This is a genomic window from Pseudomonas sp. P8_229 (assembly GCF_034008635.1).
GTDB lineage: Bacteria > Pseudomonadota > Gammaproteobacteria > Pseudomonadales > Pseudomonadaceae > Aquipseudomonas.
Genome location: NZ_CP125378.1, coordinates 5,991,310 through 6,005,964, shown reverse-complemented (window position 1 = coordinate 6,005,964; position 14,655 = coordinate 5,991,310). Strand labels below are relative to the sequence as shown.

The 14,655-nt window shown below is 60.4% G+C and carries 11 protein-coding genes and 2 pseudogenes; 6 read left to right on the top strand and 7 right to left on the bottom strand.

Annotated features, from left to right (window positions below; all coding sequences use genetic code 11):
- Positions 1–81: 81 nt before the first annotated feature.
- The 4 genes from fdhE to fdnG are packed head-to-tail and all read right to left on the bottom strand — an operon-like array spanning position 82 to position 5,675.
- A complete protein-coding gene (gene fdhE, locus QMK55_RS27005; RefSeq protein ID WP_320328179.1) occupies positions 82–1,008 on the bottom strand; it encodes a formate dehydrogenase accessory protein FdhE in 927 nt (308 codons plus the stop codon).
- Between the two features lie 3 nt (positions 1,009–1,011).
- On the bottom strand, positions 1,012–1,677 hold the full coding sequence (locus tag QMK55_RS27000) for a formate dehydrogenase subunit gamma (RefSeq protein ID WP_320328178.1): 666 nt from the start codon (positions 1,675–1,677) through the stop codon (positions 1,012–1,014).
- Positions 1,674–2,609: a formate dehydrogenase subunit beta gene (gene fdxH / locus QMK55_RS26995; RefSeq protein WP_320328177.1), complete on the bottom strand. Its 936-nt coding sequence runs from the start codon at positions 2,607–2,609 to the stop codon at positions 1,674–1,676. Before fdxH ends, QMK55_RS27000 begins: the two co-directional genes overlap by 4 nt.
- Positions 2,610–5,675 (bottom strand): formate dehydrogenase-N subunit alpha, encoded by a 3,066-nt coding sequence (fdnG, locus tag QMK55_RS26990; protein ID WP_320328176.1) that lies wholly within the window; start codon positions 5,673–5,675, stop codon positions 2,610–2,612. It lies immediately after the preceding gene.
- A 325-nt stretch (positions 5,676–6,000) separates the two neighbouring features.
- Here fdnG and QMK55_RS26985 point away from each other — a divergent pair, with 325 nt between their 5' ends.
- The 6 genes and pseudogenes from QMK55_RS26985 (at position 6,001) to QMK55_RS26960 (ending at position 10,892) form a co-directional block, all read left to right on the top strand.
- Entirely contained in the window at positions 6,001–7,155 is a 1,155-nt protein-coding gene (locus tag QMK55_RS26985; protein ID WP_320328175.1) for a PatB family C-S lyase, read from the top strand.
- Positions 7,156–7,310: 155 nt separating this feature from the next.
- Positions 7,311–7,436: pseudogene (locus QMK55_RS26980) on the top strand (aminotransferase); the annotation flags it as partial.
- Positions 7,437–7,591: 155 nt separating this feature from the next.
- Positions 7,592–7,717: pseudogene (locus tag QMK55_RS26975) on the top strand (aminotransferase); the annotation flags it as partial.
- Between the two features lie 484 nt (positions 7,718–8,201).
- Entirely contained in the window at positions 8,202–9,059 is an 858-nt protein-coding gene (locus tag QMK55_RS26970; RefSeq protein WP_320328174.1) for a glucose 1-dehydrogenase, read from the top strand.
- A 6-nt stretch (positions 9,060–9,065) separates the two neighbouring features.
- Positions 9,066–10,409, top strand: coding sequence for a cation:proton antiporter (locus tag QMK55_RS26965; protein ID WP_102356196.1), 1,344 nt, complete (start codon positions 9,066–9,068; stop codon positions 10,407–10,409).
- A 186-nt stretch (positions 10,410–10,595) separates the two neighbouring features.
- Complete coding sequence (locus tag QMK55_RS26960) at positions 10,596–10,892, top strand: hypothetical protein (RefSeq protein WP_102356195.1); 297 nt, start codon at positions 10,596–10,598, stop codon at positions 10,890–10,892.
- Between the two features lie 53 nt (positions 10,893–10,945).
- Here the strand turns inward: QMK55_RS26960 and QMK55_RS26955 are convergent, their stop codons facing one another.
- The 3 genes from QMK55_RS26955 to QMK55_RS26945 all read right to left on the bottom strand — a co-directional run bounded on the left by QMK55_RS26955 (position 10,946) and on the right by QMK55_RS26945 (position 14,487).
- The gene (locus QMK55_RS26955; RefSeq protein WP_320328173.1) at positions 10,946–11,482 is read right to left on the bottom strand and encodes a hypothetical protein; all 537 of its coding nucleotides are present in this window, start codon (positions 11,480–11,482) and stop codon (positions 10,946–10,948) included.
- 77 nt (positions 11,483–11,559) lie between these two features.
- Positions 11,560–13,482, bottom strand: coding sequence for a PAS domain S-box protein (locus tag QMK55_RS26950; RefSeq protein ID WP_320328172.1), 1,923 nt, complete (start codon positions 13,480–13,482; stop codon positions 11,560–11,562).
- 96 nt (positions 13,483–13,578) lie between these two features.
- Entirely contained in the window at positions 13,579–14,487 is a 909-nt protein-coding gene (locus QMK55_RS26945; protein ID WP_320328171.1) for a zeta toxin family protein, read from the bottom strand.
- Positions 14,488–14,655: the final 168 nt, after the last annotated feature.

The following is a 14,655-nucleotide window of genomic DNA, read 5'->3' as shown; positions in this document are numbered from 1 at the left end:
CATGACCTGACGCAACGCGTCTAAACACAGCACACCGGCCCCCCAATTGTGGGATGTTTTTCAGGAGTGTAGACGCTCTGGTCATTCGTCTCCCGGCGCCAGCAACAGATTCGGTGCCAGACGCTGATAACCATCCTGCGCAAGACGCATGTCGAGCAACAGGCTGGTGAGATCCGCTGACAGCGCTTCGCCTTCGGCATCGTTTTCCAAATAGACCAGTTTCAAATAGCTGTTGCAGCCCGGGCAGACCTCCGCCCGAATCGGCGCCTGATTGGCCGCATGGCGATCGTCTTCAAGGCTCAGGTAATCCAGGCCTTTGCTCGACTCGCAATACACGCACTTGACCCGCACCACATGCCATTCGCAGGCACACAGCGAGCACACCAGATAACGCAGACCGTTATGTTTACCGCGATGGCGGATCACCCCGGCCATCGCCGGTGAACCGCAACCCGGGCACTGGCTGAGGCTGTCGCCGGGTTTCAGTTGCAGGTTGGGTGCGCTGAGCAGCCAGTGGCTCCATGCCGCTTGCAGCCCGGCGCCGAGAAACGGCACCAGTTGCGCCGGCACCATCGAGTACTGGCCGCTGACCAAGGCCACGGCCCACGCGCGCAACTGGCCCGAACTTGCGCCCTGCAGAGCATTGACCGCCTCAACAACGGCGGGCTGTTCAACCGGCTCATAGCGTTTTAGCAGGGCGCCGAGATACGCCTGCCAACCCTCTTCGCGCACCAGCGTGTCGGCAGCGAACGGCGGCAAACCGTGTTGCTGACAGGCTTCAATCCTTTGCTGATCAAACGGTGCCGTCAGCGGTGGATCGTCGAAAACCTGCTGCTGAGCCCGGCACAACCCGGCGATCAGACGCAGGTACTCGACCAGCGGATGCCCTTCGGCCAGGTGTTCCAGGCGTTGCGCGCGCAAGGTGAACAGATTGTGCGGTGGCAGGTGCAGAAACGGCGGCGAACTGGCCGCCGCTTCGATTTCCCCGGGTTCAAGAATGGTTGCCAAAGGTCAGCCCTTTTTGGTGATCGGTCGCTCCGGCACGTCCGGACGATGTTCATCGCTGGTGATGTCGCGGTACCAGAGTTCGTGGTGTTTCTTCGCCCAGGCGCGGCTGACCCAACCATGCAGCATCGCGTCCACCGAACCCTTGATCCACAGACCGGCGTAGATGTGAATGATGATGCTCAGGATCAGCACAAACCCGGCCAGCGCATGCAGGAGCATCGCCCAGCGGATCACGGTGATGCCGAAATATGCGCTGAAATACACGCGCCAGATCACCAGCCCGGTGAACAGCAAACCGAGCATGCACAGCAGTAAAGTCCAGAACAGCATCTTCTGCCCGGCGTTGTACTTGCCCACCGGTGGCACGCTTTCTTCATCGTTGACCAACACCCGATCAATGCGGCGCATCCATTTCCAGTCATTGTCGATAAAGAAGTTCGCACGCCAGAAACGAAACACCAGGCCGAGGAACAACACAAACATCGCCACACCCATGAACGGATGCAGAATCCGCGTCCACGGCCCGCCGCCGAACAGGTTGCTCAGCCAGAAGAGCGACGGATGAAACAACGCCAGTCCGGACAGCCCGGCCATGAAAAACAGAATCGCCACCAGCCAGTGATTGGTGCGCTGGTTGGCGGTGTAGCGCAGGATCGTCTTGTTGCTCATGGCCGGTCCTCCCCGCGTGGATCGAAGGTGTGCACCGCCGGGTCAACGACATGCACCGAAGTGTCCGGTGGCGTCGGCTGCTCATCCTCTTCGGTGCGGTTCGGCCCGATACGCACGTAGTGGAAGAACCCGGCCAGCACCGCCACACCCATCGCCAGCAGGCCTAGCGGTTTGCTGATGCCTTTCCACAGGCCCACGAGCGGACTGATGGCCGGCGCATCCGGCAACCCGGCGTAGATCTTTGGCGTATCGGCGTGGTGCAACACGTACATCACATGAGTCCCGCCGACGCCTGCCGGGTCGTACAGACCGGCGTTGTCGAAGCCACGGCTTTTCAAATCGACGATGCGCTCGGCGGCGTGTTCCTTCATGTCTTCCTTGCTGCCGAAGACGATCGCGCCGGTCGGGCAGGTTTTCACGCAGGCCGGTTCCAGCCCCACCGCTACCCGGTCCGAACACAAGGTGCATTTGTAGGCCTTGTGGTCCTTCTGCGAAATCCGCGGAATATTGAACGGACAACCGGTGATGCAATAGCCGCAGCCGATGCAGTGGTCCTGATCGAAATCGACGATGCCGTTGGCATGCTTGATGATCGCCCCGGGACTCGGGCAGGCCGCCAGGCACCCCGGTTCGGCGCAGTGCATGCAGCCGTCCTTGCGGATCAGCCATTCAAGGTTGCCGGCGTCGGTTTCGTGTTCGGTGAAGCGCATCAAGGTCCAGGTTTCTGCGCTGAGGTCCTGCGGGTTGTCGTAGGTGCCGTGGTTGTGGCCGACCTCGTCGCGCAGCTCGTTCCATTCCGAGCAGGCGACCTGGCAGGCCTTGCAGCCTATGCATTTGGTGGTGTCGATCAGCTTGGCGACTTCCTGCTGATTCCTCACCGAGGGCGGCACCGTGGTGGTGGCCGAGCGGGCAATGATGTCTTGGCTGGCCATTTATAGTTTCTCCACGTTGACCAGGAATGACTTGGATTCCGGGGTCTGTGTGTTGCCGTCGCCGAGGAACGGCACCAGGGTGTTGGTCAGGTAACCGTGACGCGTCTGACCGGTGAAACCCCAGTGCAGCGGGATGCCGATCTGATGCACCACCTGGCCGTTGACCTGCAGCGGCCGGATCCGTTTGGTCACCACCGCAACCGCCTCGATGAACCCGCGTTTGCAGCTGACCCGCACCCGATCCCCGGCGGCGATGCCCTTCTCCTTCGCCAGCACTTCGCCGATTTCGACGAACTGCTCGGGCTGGGCAATCGCATTCAACTTGCAATGCTTGCTCCAGAAATGGAAGTGCTCGGTGAGCCGGTAACTGGTGCCGGCGTACGGAAAGTCCTTGGCTTCGCCGAGGCTTTCCCAGACCGAGTCGAAGATCCGCGCCGCCGGGTTGCTGGTGGCTTTCTTGTTTTGCGGGTGCAGCGGGTTGATGCCGATCGGCGTTTCGAACGGCTCGTAGTGCTCGGGGAATGGCCCTTCGTTCATCTTGTCGACGGCGAAGAACCGCGCCACGCCTTCGGGGTTCATGATGAACGGGTTCATCCCGGCTTCCGGCGGCACATCGGCCTTGTAGTCCGGCACGTCGGTGCCGCCCCAGGCCTTGCCGTTCCACCATACGAGGCGTTTTTTCGGATCCCACGGTTTGCCCGAGACATCCGCCGATGCACGGTTGTAGAGGATCCGCCGATTGGCCGGCCACGCCCAGGCCCAGCCCAGATGCTGGTGCATGCCATACGGGTCGGCATTGTCGCGCCGGGCCATCTGGTTACCGGCCTCGGTCCAGCTGCCGGCGAAGATCCAGCAACCGGACGCGGTGCTGCCATCGTCCTTGAGCTGAGCGAACGCCGCCAGTTGCGAGCCGGCCTTGACCATCGCGCCACTGGCATCGGTGAAGTCGACCATGGCGCTGCCGTTGATTTCCTTCGCCAGTTCCTCCGGCGATGGCTCGTCGGGGATCTTGTACGGCCACGACAGTTTCAGCAGCGGATCGGCGAATTTGCCGCCCTCGGCCTGATAACGCTTGCGCAGGCGCAGGAACAGTTCGCTCATGATACGAATATCGGTCTGCGCTTCGCCAGGGCCGTCGGCGCCTTTCCAGTGCCATTGCAGCCAGCGACTGCTGTTGACCAGCGAACCGTCCTCCTCGGCAAAGCAGGTGGTCGGCAGGCGAATGACTTCGGTCTGGATCTCGGCGCTTTTCACGTCGTTGTACGGCCCGACGTTTTGCCAGAACTCCGAGGTTTCGGTCGCCAGCGGGTCCATCACCACCAGCCACTTGAGCTTGGCCAGCGCGCCCATCACCCGGTTCTTGTCCGGCAGCGCGGCGATGGGGTTGAAGCCTTGGCACATGTAGCCGTTGACCTTGCCCTGGCTCATCAGGTCGAACATCTTCAGGACGTCGTAGTTGGGAATGTCGAGTTTCGGCAGATAGTCGTAATTCCAGTTGTTCTCGACGGTGGCGTTGGCGCCGTACCACGACTTCATCAGGCTGACGTGGAATTTGCTGTAGTTCTGCCAGTAGGACAACTGACCCGGACGCAGCGGCATTTGCGTGCGTTTTTTGATGAAGGCGGTGTACTCCTGTTCGGCATCGCCACCCAGGGTCAGATAGCCCGGCAACGAGTTGGACAACAACCCGAGGTCGGTCAGGCCCTGAATGTTCGAGTGTCCGCGCAGAGCATTGACGCCCCCGCCCGGCATGCCGACGTTGCCCAGCAGCAATTGCACCATCGCCGCACTGCGGATGATCTGCGCGCCAATCGAGTGCTGCGTCCAGCCGAGCGCATAGAGAATGGTCATGGTCTTGCCCGGCGTGGAGCACGTGGCAATCTCATCCCAGATTTTCTGCATGGCATCGACCGGCATCCCGCAGATCTGGCTCGCGAGGTCGATGTTGTAACGGCTGTAATGCTGCTTCATCAGTTGATAGACGCAGCGCGGATCCTGCAGGGTCGGGTCGACCTTGGCAAACCCATCCTCACCCAGCTCGTAACCCCAGCCGGACTTGTCGGTATAAGTGCGCTTGGCCACGTCGTAACCGCTGAAGATACCGTCTTCAAAGCCATAGCCTTCTTTGACGATAAACGAGACGTCGGTGTAGTTGCGCACGTATTCGTGCTGGATCTTGTCCTCGGACAGCAGGTAATTGATCAGCCCGCCCATGAAGGCGATGTCGGTGCCGGTGCGGATCGGCGCGTAATAGTCGGCCACGGACGCGGTACGGGTAAAACGCGGATCGACCACGATCAGCCGGGCGGCGTTGTGCGCCTTGGCCTCGGTCACCCATTTGAAGCCGCACGGATGCGCTTCTGCTGCGTTGCCACCCATCACCAGGATCAGATTCGCGTTAGCGATATCGGTCCAGGTATTGGTCATGGCACCACGGCCGTACGTCGGGGCAAGACTTGCCACCGTCGGGCCGTGTCAGACACGCGCCTGGTTATCGAACCCCAGCATGCCGAGACTGCGAATCACCTTCTGGGTGATGTAGCCCGCCTCGTTGGACGCTGCCGACGCGGCGAGGAACCCGGTGGTGAGCCAGCGGTTCACCGTTTGCCCGGTGGCATTCTTCTCGATGAAGTTGGCGTCACGGTCGGTCTTCATCAGATCGGCGATGCGATCCAGCGCTTCATCCCAACTGACGCGGGTCCATTCGCTGCTGCCGGGCTTGCGCACCTGCGGGTATTGCAGGCGGCCCGGGCTATGAATGAAGTCCAGCAGGCCCGCGCCTTTTGGACACAGGGTGCCGCGGTTGACCGGGTGATCGGCGTCGCCCTCGATGTGAATGATATTTTGCGCGACGTTCTTCGCGGCATCGCCCTGGCTGTACATGATCAACCCGCAACCGACCGAGCAATACGGACAGGTGTTGCGGGTTTCATGGGTGTGGGCAAGCTTGAAGTGGCGCACCTGCTCGGCGAAGGCCAGCGTCGGGGCCATGCCCAACGCGCCCAGGCTAGAGCCTGCAAGGCCGATACCGGCGACCTTGAAGAATTGACGACGGCTGAGATCCATCGTGCACTCCTGATCAGGTGGAACCCGGTACTGGTGCCGGGTTTTATCTGGACAATCACGGTTGCGGCAGAATGGCTGCCGACTTTTTCACTGTAGACAAAGACCACACACTCTGTGTGAAAACCGACCGTCGGCGACAATCGGTCATGCGCTGAGAAACCTGTGGGAGCGAGCCTGCTCGCGAAGAGGCCCTGTCAGTTGAGACAAATATTGACTGACACACCGCCTTCGCGAGCAGGCTCGCTCCCACAGGTTTTGTGTGCTCCCACCGGGCCATGGGCTTAGAATGCCCGGCAGGACCCATCCCGCCTTCACGAGACCGCGCATGACTTTCGATTTTGATCAGGTATTCGACCGCCACAACACCGGCAGCACCAAGTGGAGCCGCTACCCGGCCGATGTTTTGCCGATGTGGGTCGCTGATATGGATTTCGCCGCGCCGCCGGTGATCATCGAGGCCTTGCAACAGCGTCTGCTGCATCCGCTGGTGGGTTACAGCGTGGCCCAGGACAACCTGCGTGAAGCCATCGTCGCCGACCTGTGGAACAAGTTCGCCTGGAAGGTCAAACCGCAGGAGCTGATCTTCCTGCCGGGCGTTGAGTCCGGCTTCAACATGGCTTTGAAAGCCTTGGTGCAACCGCAACAGAACGTCGTGGTGCAAGTGCCGAACTACCCGCCGCTGCGGCATGCGCCGGGCCATTGGGGGCTGAACAAGGTCGAACTGGAATTCGTCGCCCAGGCTGACGGCACCTACGCCACCCCGCTCGACACCTTGCGTGACGCGCTGAACGGTGGCGGCGCCCTGCTCCTGAGCAACCCGCACAACCCGATCGGCAAGGTGTTCGGCCGTGAAGAGCTGCAAGCCGTGGCCGATATCTGCGCGGCACAGGACGCCTGGATCATCTCCGACGAGATCCATGCCGAGCTGTGCTTCGATGGCCGCGTGCACATTCCGACCGCCTCCCTGAGCCCGAAAATCGCCGGCCGCACCATCACCCTGATGTCGGCCAGCAAGGCTTACAACATCGCCGGCCTCAAGACATCGTTCATGATCATCCAGGACACAGCCCTGCGCGAACGCGTCAACCACGCCCGCTGCGGCATGGTCGACAGCGTCAACCCGCTGGGCATGGAAGCGACCCGCGTCGCCTACAGCGAAGGCGCACCGTGGCTCGCCGAATTGAAAACCTACCTGCAAGCCAACCGTGACTGGCTGGTGGACGCCGTGCGCAGCCGCTTGCCGGGCCTGACCATTAATGTGCCGCAAGGCACATACCTGGCGTGGCTCGATTGTTCGGCGCTGGGGCTGGACAATCCGCAGCAGTTCTTCCTTGAGCAAGCCAAGGTCGGCCTCAGCGCCGGTGTGGATTTCGGCGATCAGCACCAACAGTTCGTACGCCTGAACTTCGGCTGCCCGCGCTCGCTGCTCGAAGAAGGCATCGCCCGCATGGAGCGCGCCCTGACTAACCGCAATTCCTGAAGCCACAGCAGCTCCCCTGTGGGAGCGGGCTTGCTCGCGAAGGCGGTGTGTCAGCGACATGAATACTGACTGACACTCCGCCTTCGCGAGCAAGCCCGCTCCCACGTTGGTTTCGCGTTGTCATCGCAAGAAATGCCTCCAACATCCGATCAAACTCGCCCGGTCTCGACTTCGGTGATCAACACCAGCAATACGTACGCCTGAACTTCGGCTGCCCGCGCTCGCTGCTCGAAGAAGGCATCGCCCGCATGGAGCGCGCCCTGACTTACCGCAATTCCTGAACCCACAGCAGCTCCCCTGTGGGAGCGGGCTTGCTCGCGAAGGCGGTGTGTCAGCGACATGAATACTGACTGACACTCCGCCTTCGCGAGCAAGCCCGCTCCCACATTGGTTTCGCGTTGTCATCGCAAGAAACGCCTCCAACATCCGATCAAACTCGCCCGGTCTCGACTTCGGTGATCAACACCCGCAATACGTGCGCCTGAACTTCGGCTGCCCGCGCTCGCTGCTCGAAGAAGGCATCGCCCGCATGCAGCGCGCCCTGACTAACCGCAATTCCTGAAGCCACAGCAGCTCCCCTGTGGGAGCGGGCTTGCTCGCGAAAGCGGTGTGTCAGCGACATGAATACTGACTGACACTCCGCCTTCGCGAGCAAGCCCGCTCCCACGTTGGTTTCGCGTTGTCATCGCAAGAAACGCCTCCAACATCCGATCAAACTCGCCCGGTCTCGATTTCGGCGATCAGCACCAACAGTTCGTACGCCTGAACTTCGGCTGCCCGCGCTCGCTGCTCGAAGAAGGCAGGAGCGCGCCCTGACTAACCGCAATTCCTGAAGCCACAGCAGATCCCCTGTGGGACGGGCTTGCTCGCGAAGGCGGTGTGTCAGCGACATGAATACTGACTGACACTCCGCCTTCGCGAGCAAGCCCGCTCCCACGTTGGTTTTGCATTGCCATGGCAAGAAATGCGCCGCAAATCCGATCGAACTCACGGCAAACCGTCCGGGTCAACCATCCATACCCGCCATGAGACCCCGGAGATTTGTGATGACCGACTACCCAAAACCACCCTTTCCCGCCCAAGCCCAAGCCGTTCCCGGTGCGCAACGAAAAATGGAGCCGTACCCCGATTGTGGTGAACAAAGCTACGTCGGTTCCGGACGACTGACCGGCAAGATTGCACTGATCACCGGCGCCGACAGCGGCATCGGTCGCGCCGTGGCGATTGCCTTCGCCCGTGAAGGCGCGGACGTTGCCGTGGCCTACCTTGATGAACATGACGACGCCAAAGAGACCGCGCGCTGGGTCGAACAGGCCGGTCGTCAGTGCCTGCTGCTGCCCGGCGACATCGCGCAAAAAGCTCATTGCCAGGCGCTGGTGGACAAGACCGTCGAACGCTTCGGGCGCATCGACGTGTTGGTCAATAACGCCGCGTTCCAGATGACCCACGAAACCTTTGAAGAAATCCCCGACGAAGAATGGGTGATGACCTTCGACGTCAACATCACGGCGATTTTCCGTCTGTGCCAGGCGGCGATCAAACACATGCGCCCCGGTGCGTCGATCATCAACACCAGCTCGGTCAACTCCGACCTGCCCAAGCCGACCCTGCTGGCCTATGCGACCACCAAAGGCGCGATTGCCAACTTCACCGGCGGCCTCGCACAGATGCTCGGCCCAAAGGAAATCCGCGTGAACTGCGTCGCCCCCGGCCCGATCTGGACACCGCTGATCGTCTCGACCATGCCGGATGACGAAGTGCAGAACTTCGGTGGCAATACCCCGCTAGGCCGCCCCGGGCAACCGGTGGAAGTGGCGCCGATCTATGTGCTGTTGGCCTCGGATGAAGCCAGTTACATCACCGGTCAGCGCTATGGCGTGACGGGCGGCAAGCCGATGCTGTAAGCATTCATGAGCTTTGTCATCTGGATCGCGGTGCTCGGTGCCGTTTTGCTGACCCTCGCGCTGACCTCTTCGTATCTGCGCTGGATGCCGGTCACCACGTCGGCCGTGTGCCTCTTGTTGGGCATCGGCATTGGTCCGAGCGGCCTCGGCCTGTTGAAGCTGTCGGTGGAAAACGCCTCGGTCTGGATGGAACACCTGACGGAAGTCGCGGTATTGTTTTCGCTGTTTGTTTGCGGACTGAAGCTGCGTCTGCCGTTGCACGGCAAGCGCTGGCGGATCGCATTCGGGCTGGCGGGACCGGTGATGGTATTGACCATCGCCGGGGTCAGCCTGTTGCTGCATTGGGGTTTGCAATTGGCTTGGGGATCGTCGCTGCTGATCGGCGCGATCCTGGCACCGACCGATCCGGTGCTCGCCGCGCTGGTGCAGGTCAACGATGCGCGGGATGTCGACAGTGTGCGTTTTGGCCTTTCCGGTGAGGCTGGATTGAACGACGGGATTGCCTTTCCGTTCGTGATTCTCGGGCTGCTGCTGATTCATGGCGAAGGCAGTTCCGGCGAGTGGCAGGACTGGTTGTTGCGCAGTCTGTTATGGGCGGTTCCCGCAGGACTGCTGACCGGGTACTGGATGGGGCGCGGCATTGGGCGGGTGACACTTTCGCTACGCATCCGTAACGACGACAGTACGCTGAGCCCGAATGATTACCTGGCGCTGTCGCTGATAGCGCTGGCTTACGTCGGCGCAGACGCCATCGGCGGTTATGGTTTTCTGGCGGTGTTCGCCGCTGGCCTGGGCTTGCGTCAGGAAGAAGTGAAATCCACTGGCGCCAGCCAGCCACCCGCTGAACACCTGGTGCAGCCGGTGGTCGGTCATCAGAACATCGAGCCGCAACATGCGGTGCACGGCAATACCGAACGGTTGGAGAGCAGTCAGGTCGCCGCCGGGATCATGATGGGCGACATGCTGTCGTTTGGCAGCCTGGTGGAACGGGCAATGGAAGTGTTTCTGGTGACCCTGCTCGGCGTGGTGTTGGTGGCACATTGGGACTGGCGGGCGCTGCTGGTGGGCGCGGTGCTGTTCTGCGTAGTGCGTCCAGCCTGCGTGGCGCTGATGCCGTGGGGCGCATTGCTCGACGCGCGTCAGCGGCTCTTGATCGGCTGGTTCGGCATTCGCGGGATCGGCAGCCTGTTCTACCTGTTTTATGCCTTGAACCATGGCCTCAGCGCCCCGCTCACCACACTGTGCACCGACATTACGCTGTCGGTGGTGGCACTGAGCATTTTGCTGCACGGCATCAGTACTCAGCCGCTCCTCGCCCGCTACGAACAACGGCAAAAACGAAAAGCCTGATTTTTCCGCGCGTGTTCTCGGGTTAATCCATCGAACTTTCTTCTAAAAATAAATGGATCCGCCTGCAGATCCTGGCAGTCACAACCATAACCCCTCGCTGGATGCACTCGGCGGGGTCCGGCAGGTTCGGTTCCCCTGCGGCTCGCAGCCCATGAAAAGGAATCTTTGAATAACAAGGTTACGGTCATGAAAGAATGCTCGACTCCTGCACAAATCAAGGCTTGCAGGGCTTTGGCCCTGGAACGCAATCGTCAATTGTTCGAAGACGCCCACGCCCTCAACCGAACGGCTCACGAGCTGCTGGAAGCGGACAACCTGGATATCGAACAATTTGAGCGTTATCGAGCATTGCGCCGCAAAGCCGATGCGAAGTTCGAGGAAGCCATCGACCATTTGTGTGTCCTCAACGAGGACTTTCCACCGATTCCGATGTCGCCGCATCACTCGCAGGAACTGCGGCGGCAGCTTGAAACCGTCGAATAAACCGCACAAAAAAAGCCCGGCTGTGAAGTCCGGGCTTTTTCTTTGGGCGGCGATCAGGTCCCGGGATTGGTCACCTGAATAAACACCGCATAAGTCCCCAGCAGCATCCAGAACGTGGCAAAAATCCACGGTGTGCGCACCGAAAACAACAGCGACTTGCGATAGCCCTTGTGGCTCGACTCCATTTCACTGAACAGCGGCGACTCGTCGTAGGCCAGGCCCATGATCGGCTCGCTGCGCAACAACTCGCTTTGTTTGTAGTGCCAGTGGTCGATGATGTCGTAAGCAGCACGAATGCCGGGCCAGGCGTTGAGCGAACTGAGCAACCCGAGCAGCGCCAGAAACGGCGGCACCACCAGGGTGAACAGCTTGCCCCATTCCGGGTTGAGATTGGCCATGCACGACGCAAAAGCAATCACCAGAAATGATTGCGCCGCCAGATAGGCATCGGTGCGATTGGCGAGGATGCTGGTTTCGTACTGGATTTCCTTGCGATAAAAATCCAGCCGTTCCTTGGGGGAACCGAACATTTTCGCGTTGTGTTCGGTCAGCACTTCTTCGGCGGTGGGCTGGGTCAGTATGCGAGGCAAGGGACGCACGCTCCGGGGCAGGGAAAGTGTTTAGAAGCGCCCCCTCACGCACTAGTTCAGCCGGATCTGTCGCCCGGTCATTTCATCGACTGGGCAATGATTTCCACAAGATTGAGTTGGGTGAACGGCTTGGGCAGACGCGGCAGTTGAGCCGCAAAGCCTTCCAGGCGTTCGGCGTATCCGGTGGCCAGAATGATCGGCAGGTCCGGTTTGAGCAGACGCACCGCATGGGCCAGTTGCGCACCACTCATCTGCGGCATGGCCATGTCAGTGATCAGCAGGTCGATGACTTCTCCCTGATCGAACAGCATCAGCGCATTGGCTCCAGAGGTGGCACTGACCACGCGATGCCCGAGGTCTTCGAGCAGCAACGTGGTGCTGGTCAACACCAGCGAGTCATCGTCCACCACCAGCACACTGAGTCGCGGCACCGCCGCCGGTTCAGTGCCCGGATACACCGATGACCTGGTTACGCCGCCCGCCGCGACCGGCAGCCAGAGTTCCGCCACCGTGCCGTGCCCCTTCTGGCTCTTGAGAATGAAGCAGCCACCGAGCTGTTCGATGAATCCGTGCACCATCGACAACCCCAGCCCGGTGCCCTTGCCCAGGCCCTTGGTGGTGAAAAACGGGTCCCGGGCCGACGCCAGCGTGTGCTCGTCCATGCCTTCACCGGTGTCGACCAGACTCAGGCAGACATAACGCCCCGCGGCCAGGCTGGAATGGTTTTGTTCAAGGACGACTTCCGGTCGTGCACTGATCACCACGCTGCCGCCATCGGGCATGGCATCCCGGGCATTGGTCGCCAGATTGAGCACCGCCAGTTCCAGTTGGTTGGTATCGGCCAGCACCGGCTCCAGCCCTTCGGGCAGCGACGTTTCGATGCTGATCCCCGGGCCCAGCGAACTGCGCAACAGCCCGGTGATGCCTTGTACCAGTTGTGCGACGTCGACCGGCTCGGTCTTGAGTTCCTGACGCCGGGCAAAGGCCAGCATGCGCTGGGTCAGCGACACGCCGCGCAATGCACCCTGGGTGGCGTTTTCCAGCAGACGGTTGATTTTCGGGTCATCACCGACGCGCTTGCGCAGGATCTCGAGGTTGCCGAGGATCACGGTCAGCAGGTTGTTGAAGTCATGGGCGATGCCGCCACTGAGTTGGCCGATGGCCTGCATCTTCTGTGCCTGGAACAATGCTTCACGAGTTTTTTCCAGCGCCTGCTGCGACTGATGTACCTCCGTCACGTCGCGGGTAATCTTGGCGAAGCCGAGCAGCGTCCCGGTATCGCCGCGGATGGCATCGACCACTACATGCGCGAAAAACCGGCTGCCATCCTTGCGCACCCGCCAGCTCTTGTTTTCGAAACGCCCTTCCCGCGCTGCGGTCTCCAGCGCCCGTTGCGGCTCGCCGTGCTCACGGTCCTCAGCGGTGTAGAAAATCGAAAAATGCTCGCCGATGATCTCTTCCGGCCGATAGCCCTTGATCCGCTGCGCGCCCTGATTCCAGTTCGACACCCGACCGTCAGGGCTGAGCATGTACAGCGCGTAGTCGGTCACCCCCTGCACCAGCAGACGGAACTGCTGCTCGCTTCGCTTGAGGGTTTCTTCGGCCATCTTGCGGTCGGTCAGATCGCGGGTGATCTTGGCAAAGCCCAGCAGCGTCCCGTCCGGATCGATGATCGGATCGATCACCACATGGCACCAGAAGTGTGTGCCGTCCTTGCGTACCCGCCAGCCCTCGCCTTCGAATCGCCCTTCGCGGATCGCCGTGTCCAGTGCGCGTTGCGGTAAGCCGGCAGCGCGATCCGGCGCGGTGTAGAAACGAGAGAAGTGCTCGCCGAGAATCTCTTCCTTTTCGTAGCCCTTGAAGCGTTTGGCGCCGGAGTTCCAGCTGGTGATGATGCCGTCCGGGTCGATCATGTAAATCGCATAATCAACCACCGCATCGATCAGCAGACGAAAACGCATCTCCTCGATCGCGGCGGTTTTGCTCGGGTTCTCACTCATCAGGTTCACCGCTGGTTTTTGTTAGCCCAAGTATGCGGTAAAGCGACACCTTGGGAAGTGCAAACACGCTTCAATCGATGGCCACGGGTTCGATCTTCAACGATTTACGTATTTGACAATGCGAGAGTACAAGGCGTTGTAAACAAATTCGGGAATCTGCTCGGCATATTGAGCGGTTTTTTGCAGGGCCAGATGGCACTCCTTGATCATCTCGTCACGCTCGGCAAGGCTGTTGACGGTGTTGCTCGCAATGCTTTCATAAGTATCGTAGCTGTACGGTTGTCCGGTCGAAGTCAGCTCCAGAGCACCCTGCGCGTTTCGTGTGCAGGTGCTGTGCCCGCGCAGCACGCGTTCCTTCAACGCACCCAGTCCGCGCTCATAGAGGTAGATCTGCGATCCCTCAACGGTTTTTGCCGCGTCCTCGAGTTGGCAGATCACTGCATGGGCGTTGTTCATGCTGGTTTTCAGATCCGAAGACCTGACAAACCGTTCCAGTTCCGACTTCTCCAGGCTTTTCAACCCGCGCTTGACATTCGACAGAAAAGCAAAGGCATGCCCGCACGCAACAATGTGAGCTTCCAGCTGATAACCGCTTGCCGTGGCAGCGCTCGGCAGCACGGCAAATTCGATGCTGTCGAAGGCACACTCGATGATGATGTCGAGTTTGCGCCGGAAAGCTTCCTCGAAAAGTTTGCCGCACACCTCTCTCACAAAGTCCTCACTGTGTTCATAGGCATGCAGTTTGCCCAGCTTGACCATTTGCGCGTATTGAGGGTGCTCTTCGCGATATTCCGGTTTGTACAGGCGCACATAGTTGGCGTATTGGCCCGACGTCAGCAGACTCTTTTCCAGCAGATAGGTTTTGCCTGAGGCCTGGACGCCAGCGGTAATCAGCATTCGCGGGATGGTCTCGGCGGTTTTGCCGGAGAACAGTGTGGCGCTGATCTTGTTGAAGGCCTGGATGACGTCGGCGGGGCTGTAGGTGTAAGCGGTGGTGACGGTCATGTTTTGATGTCCTTATCAAAATATCGAGGGCAGATTCAGGTCTGCCTTCTCAATAAAGCCTGATTGCGGACGTTGCGCAAAGAGCGTATCACGACAAGATATGTCACTGATTTTATGATGAGTTTTCCTACGCCAGCATCGAAAAAGACCCACCTCTCCTGGGCTATA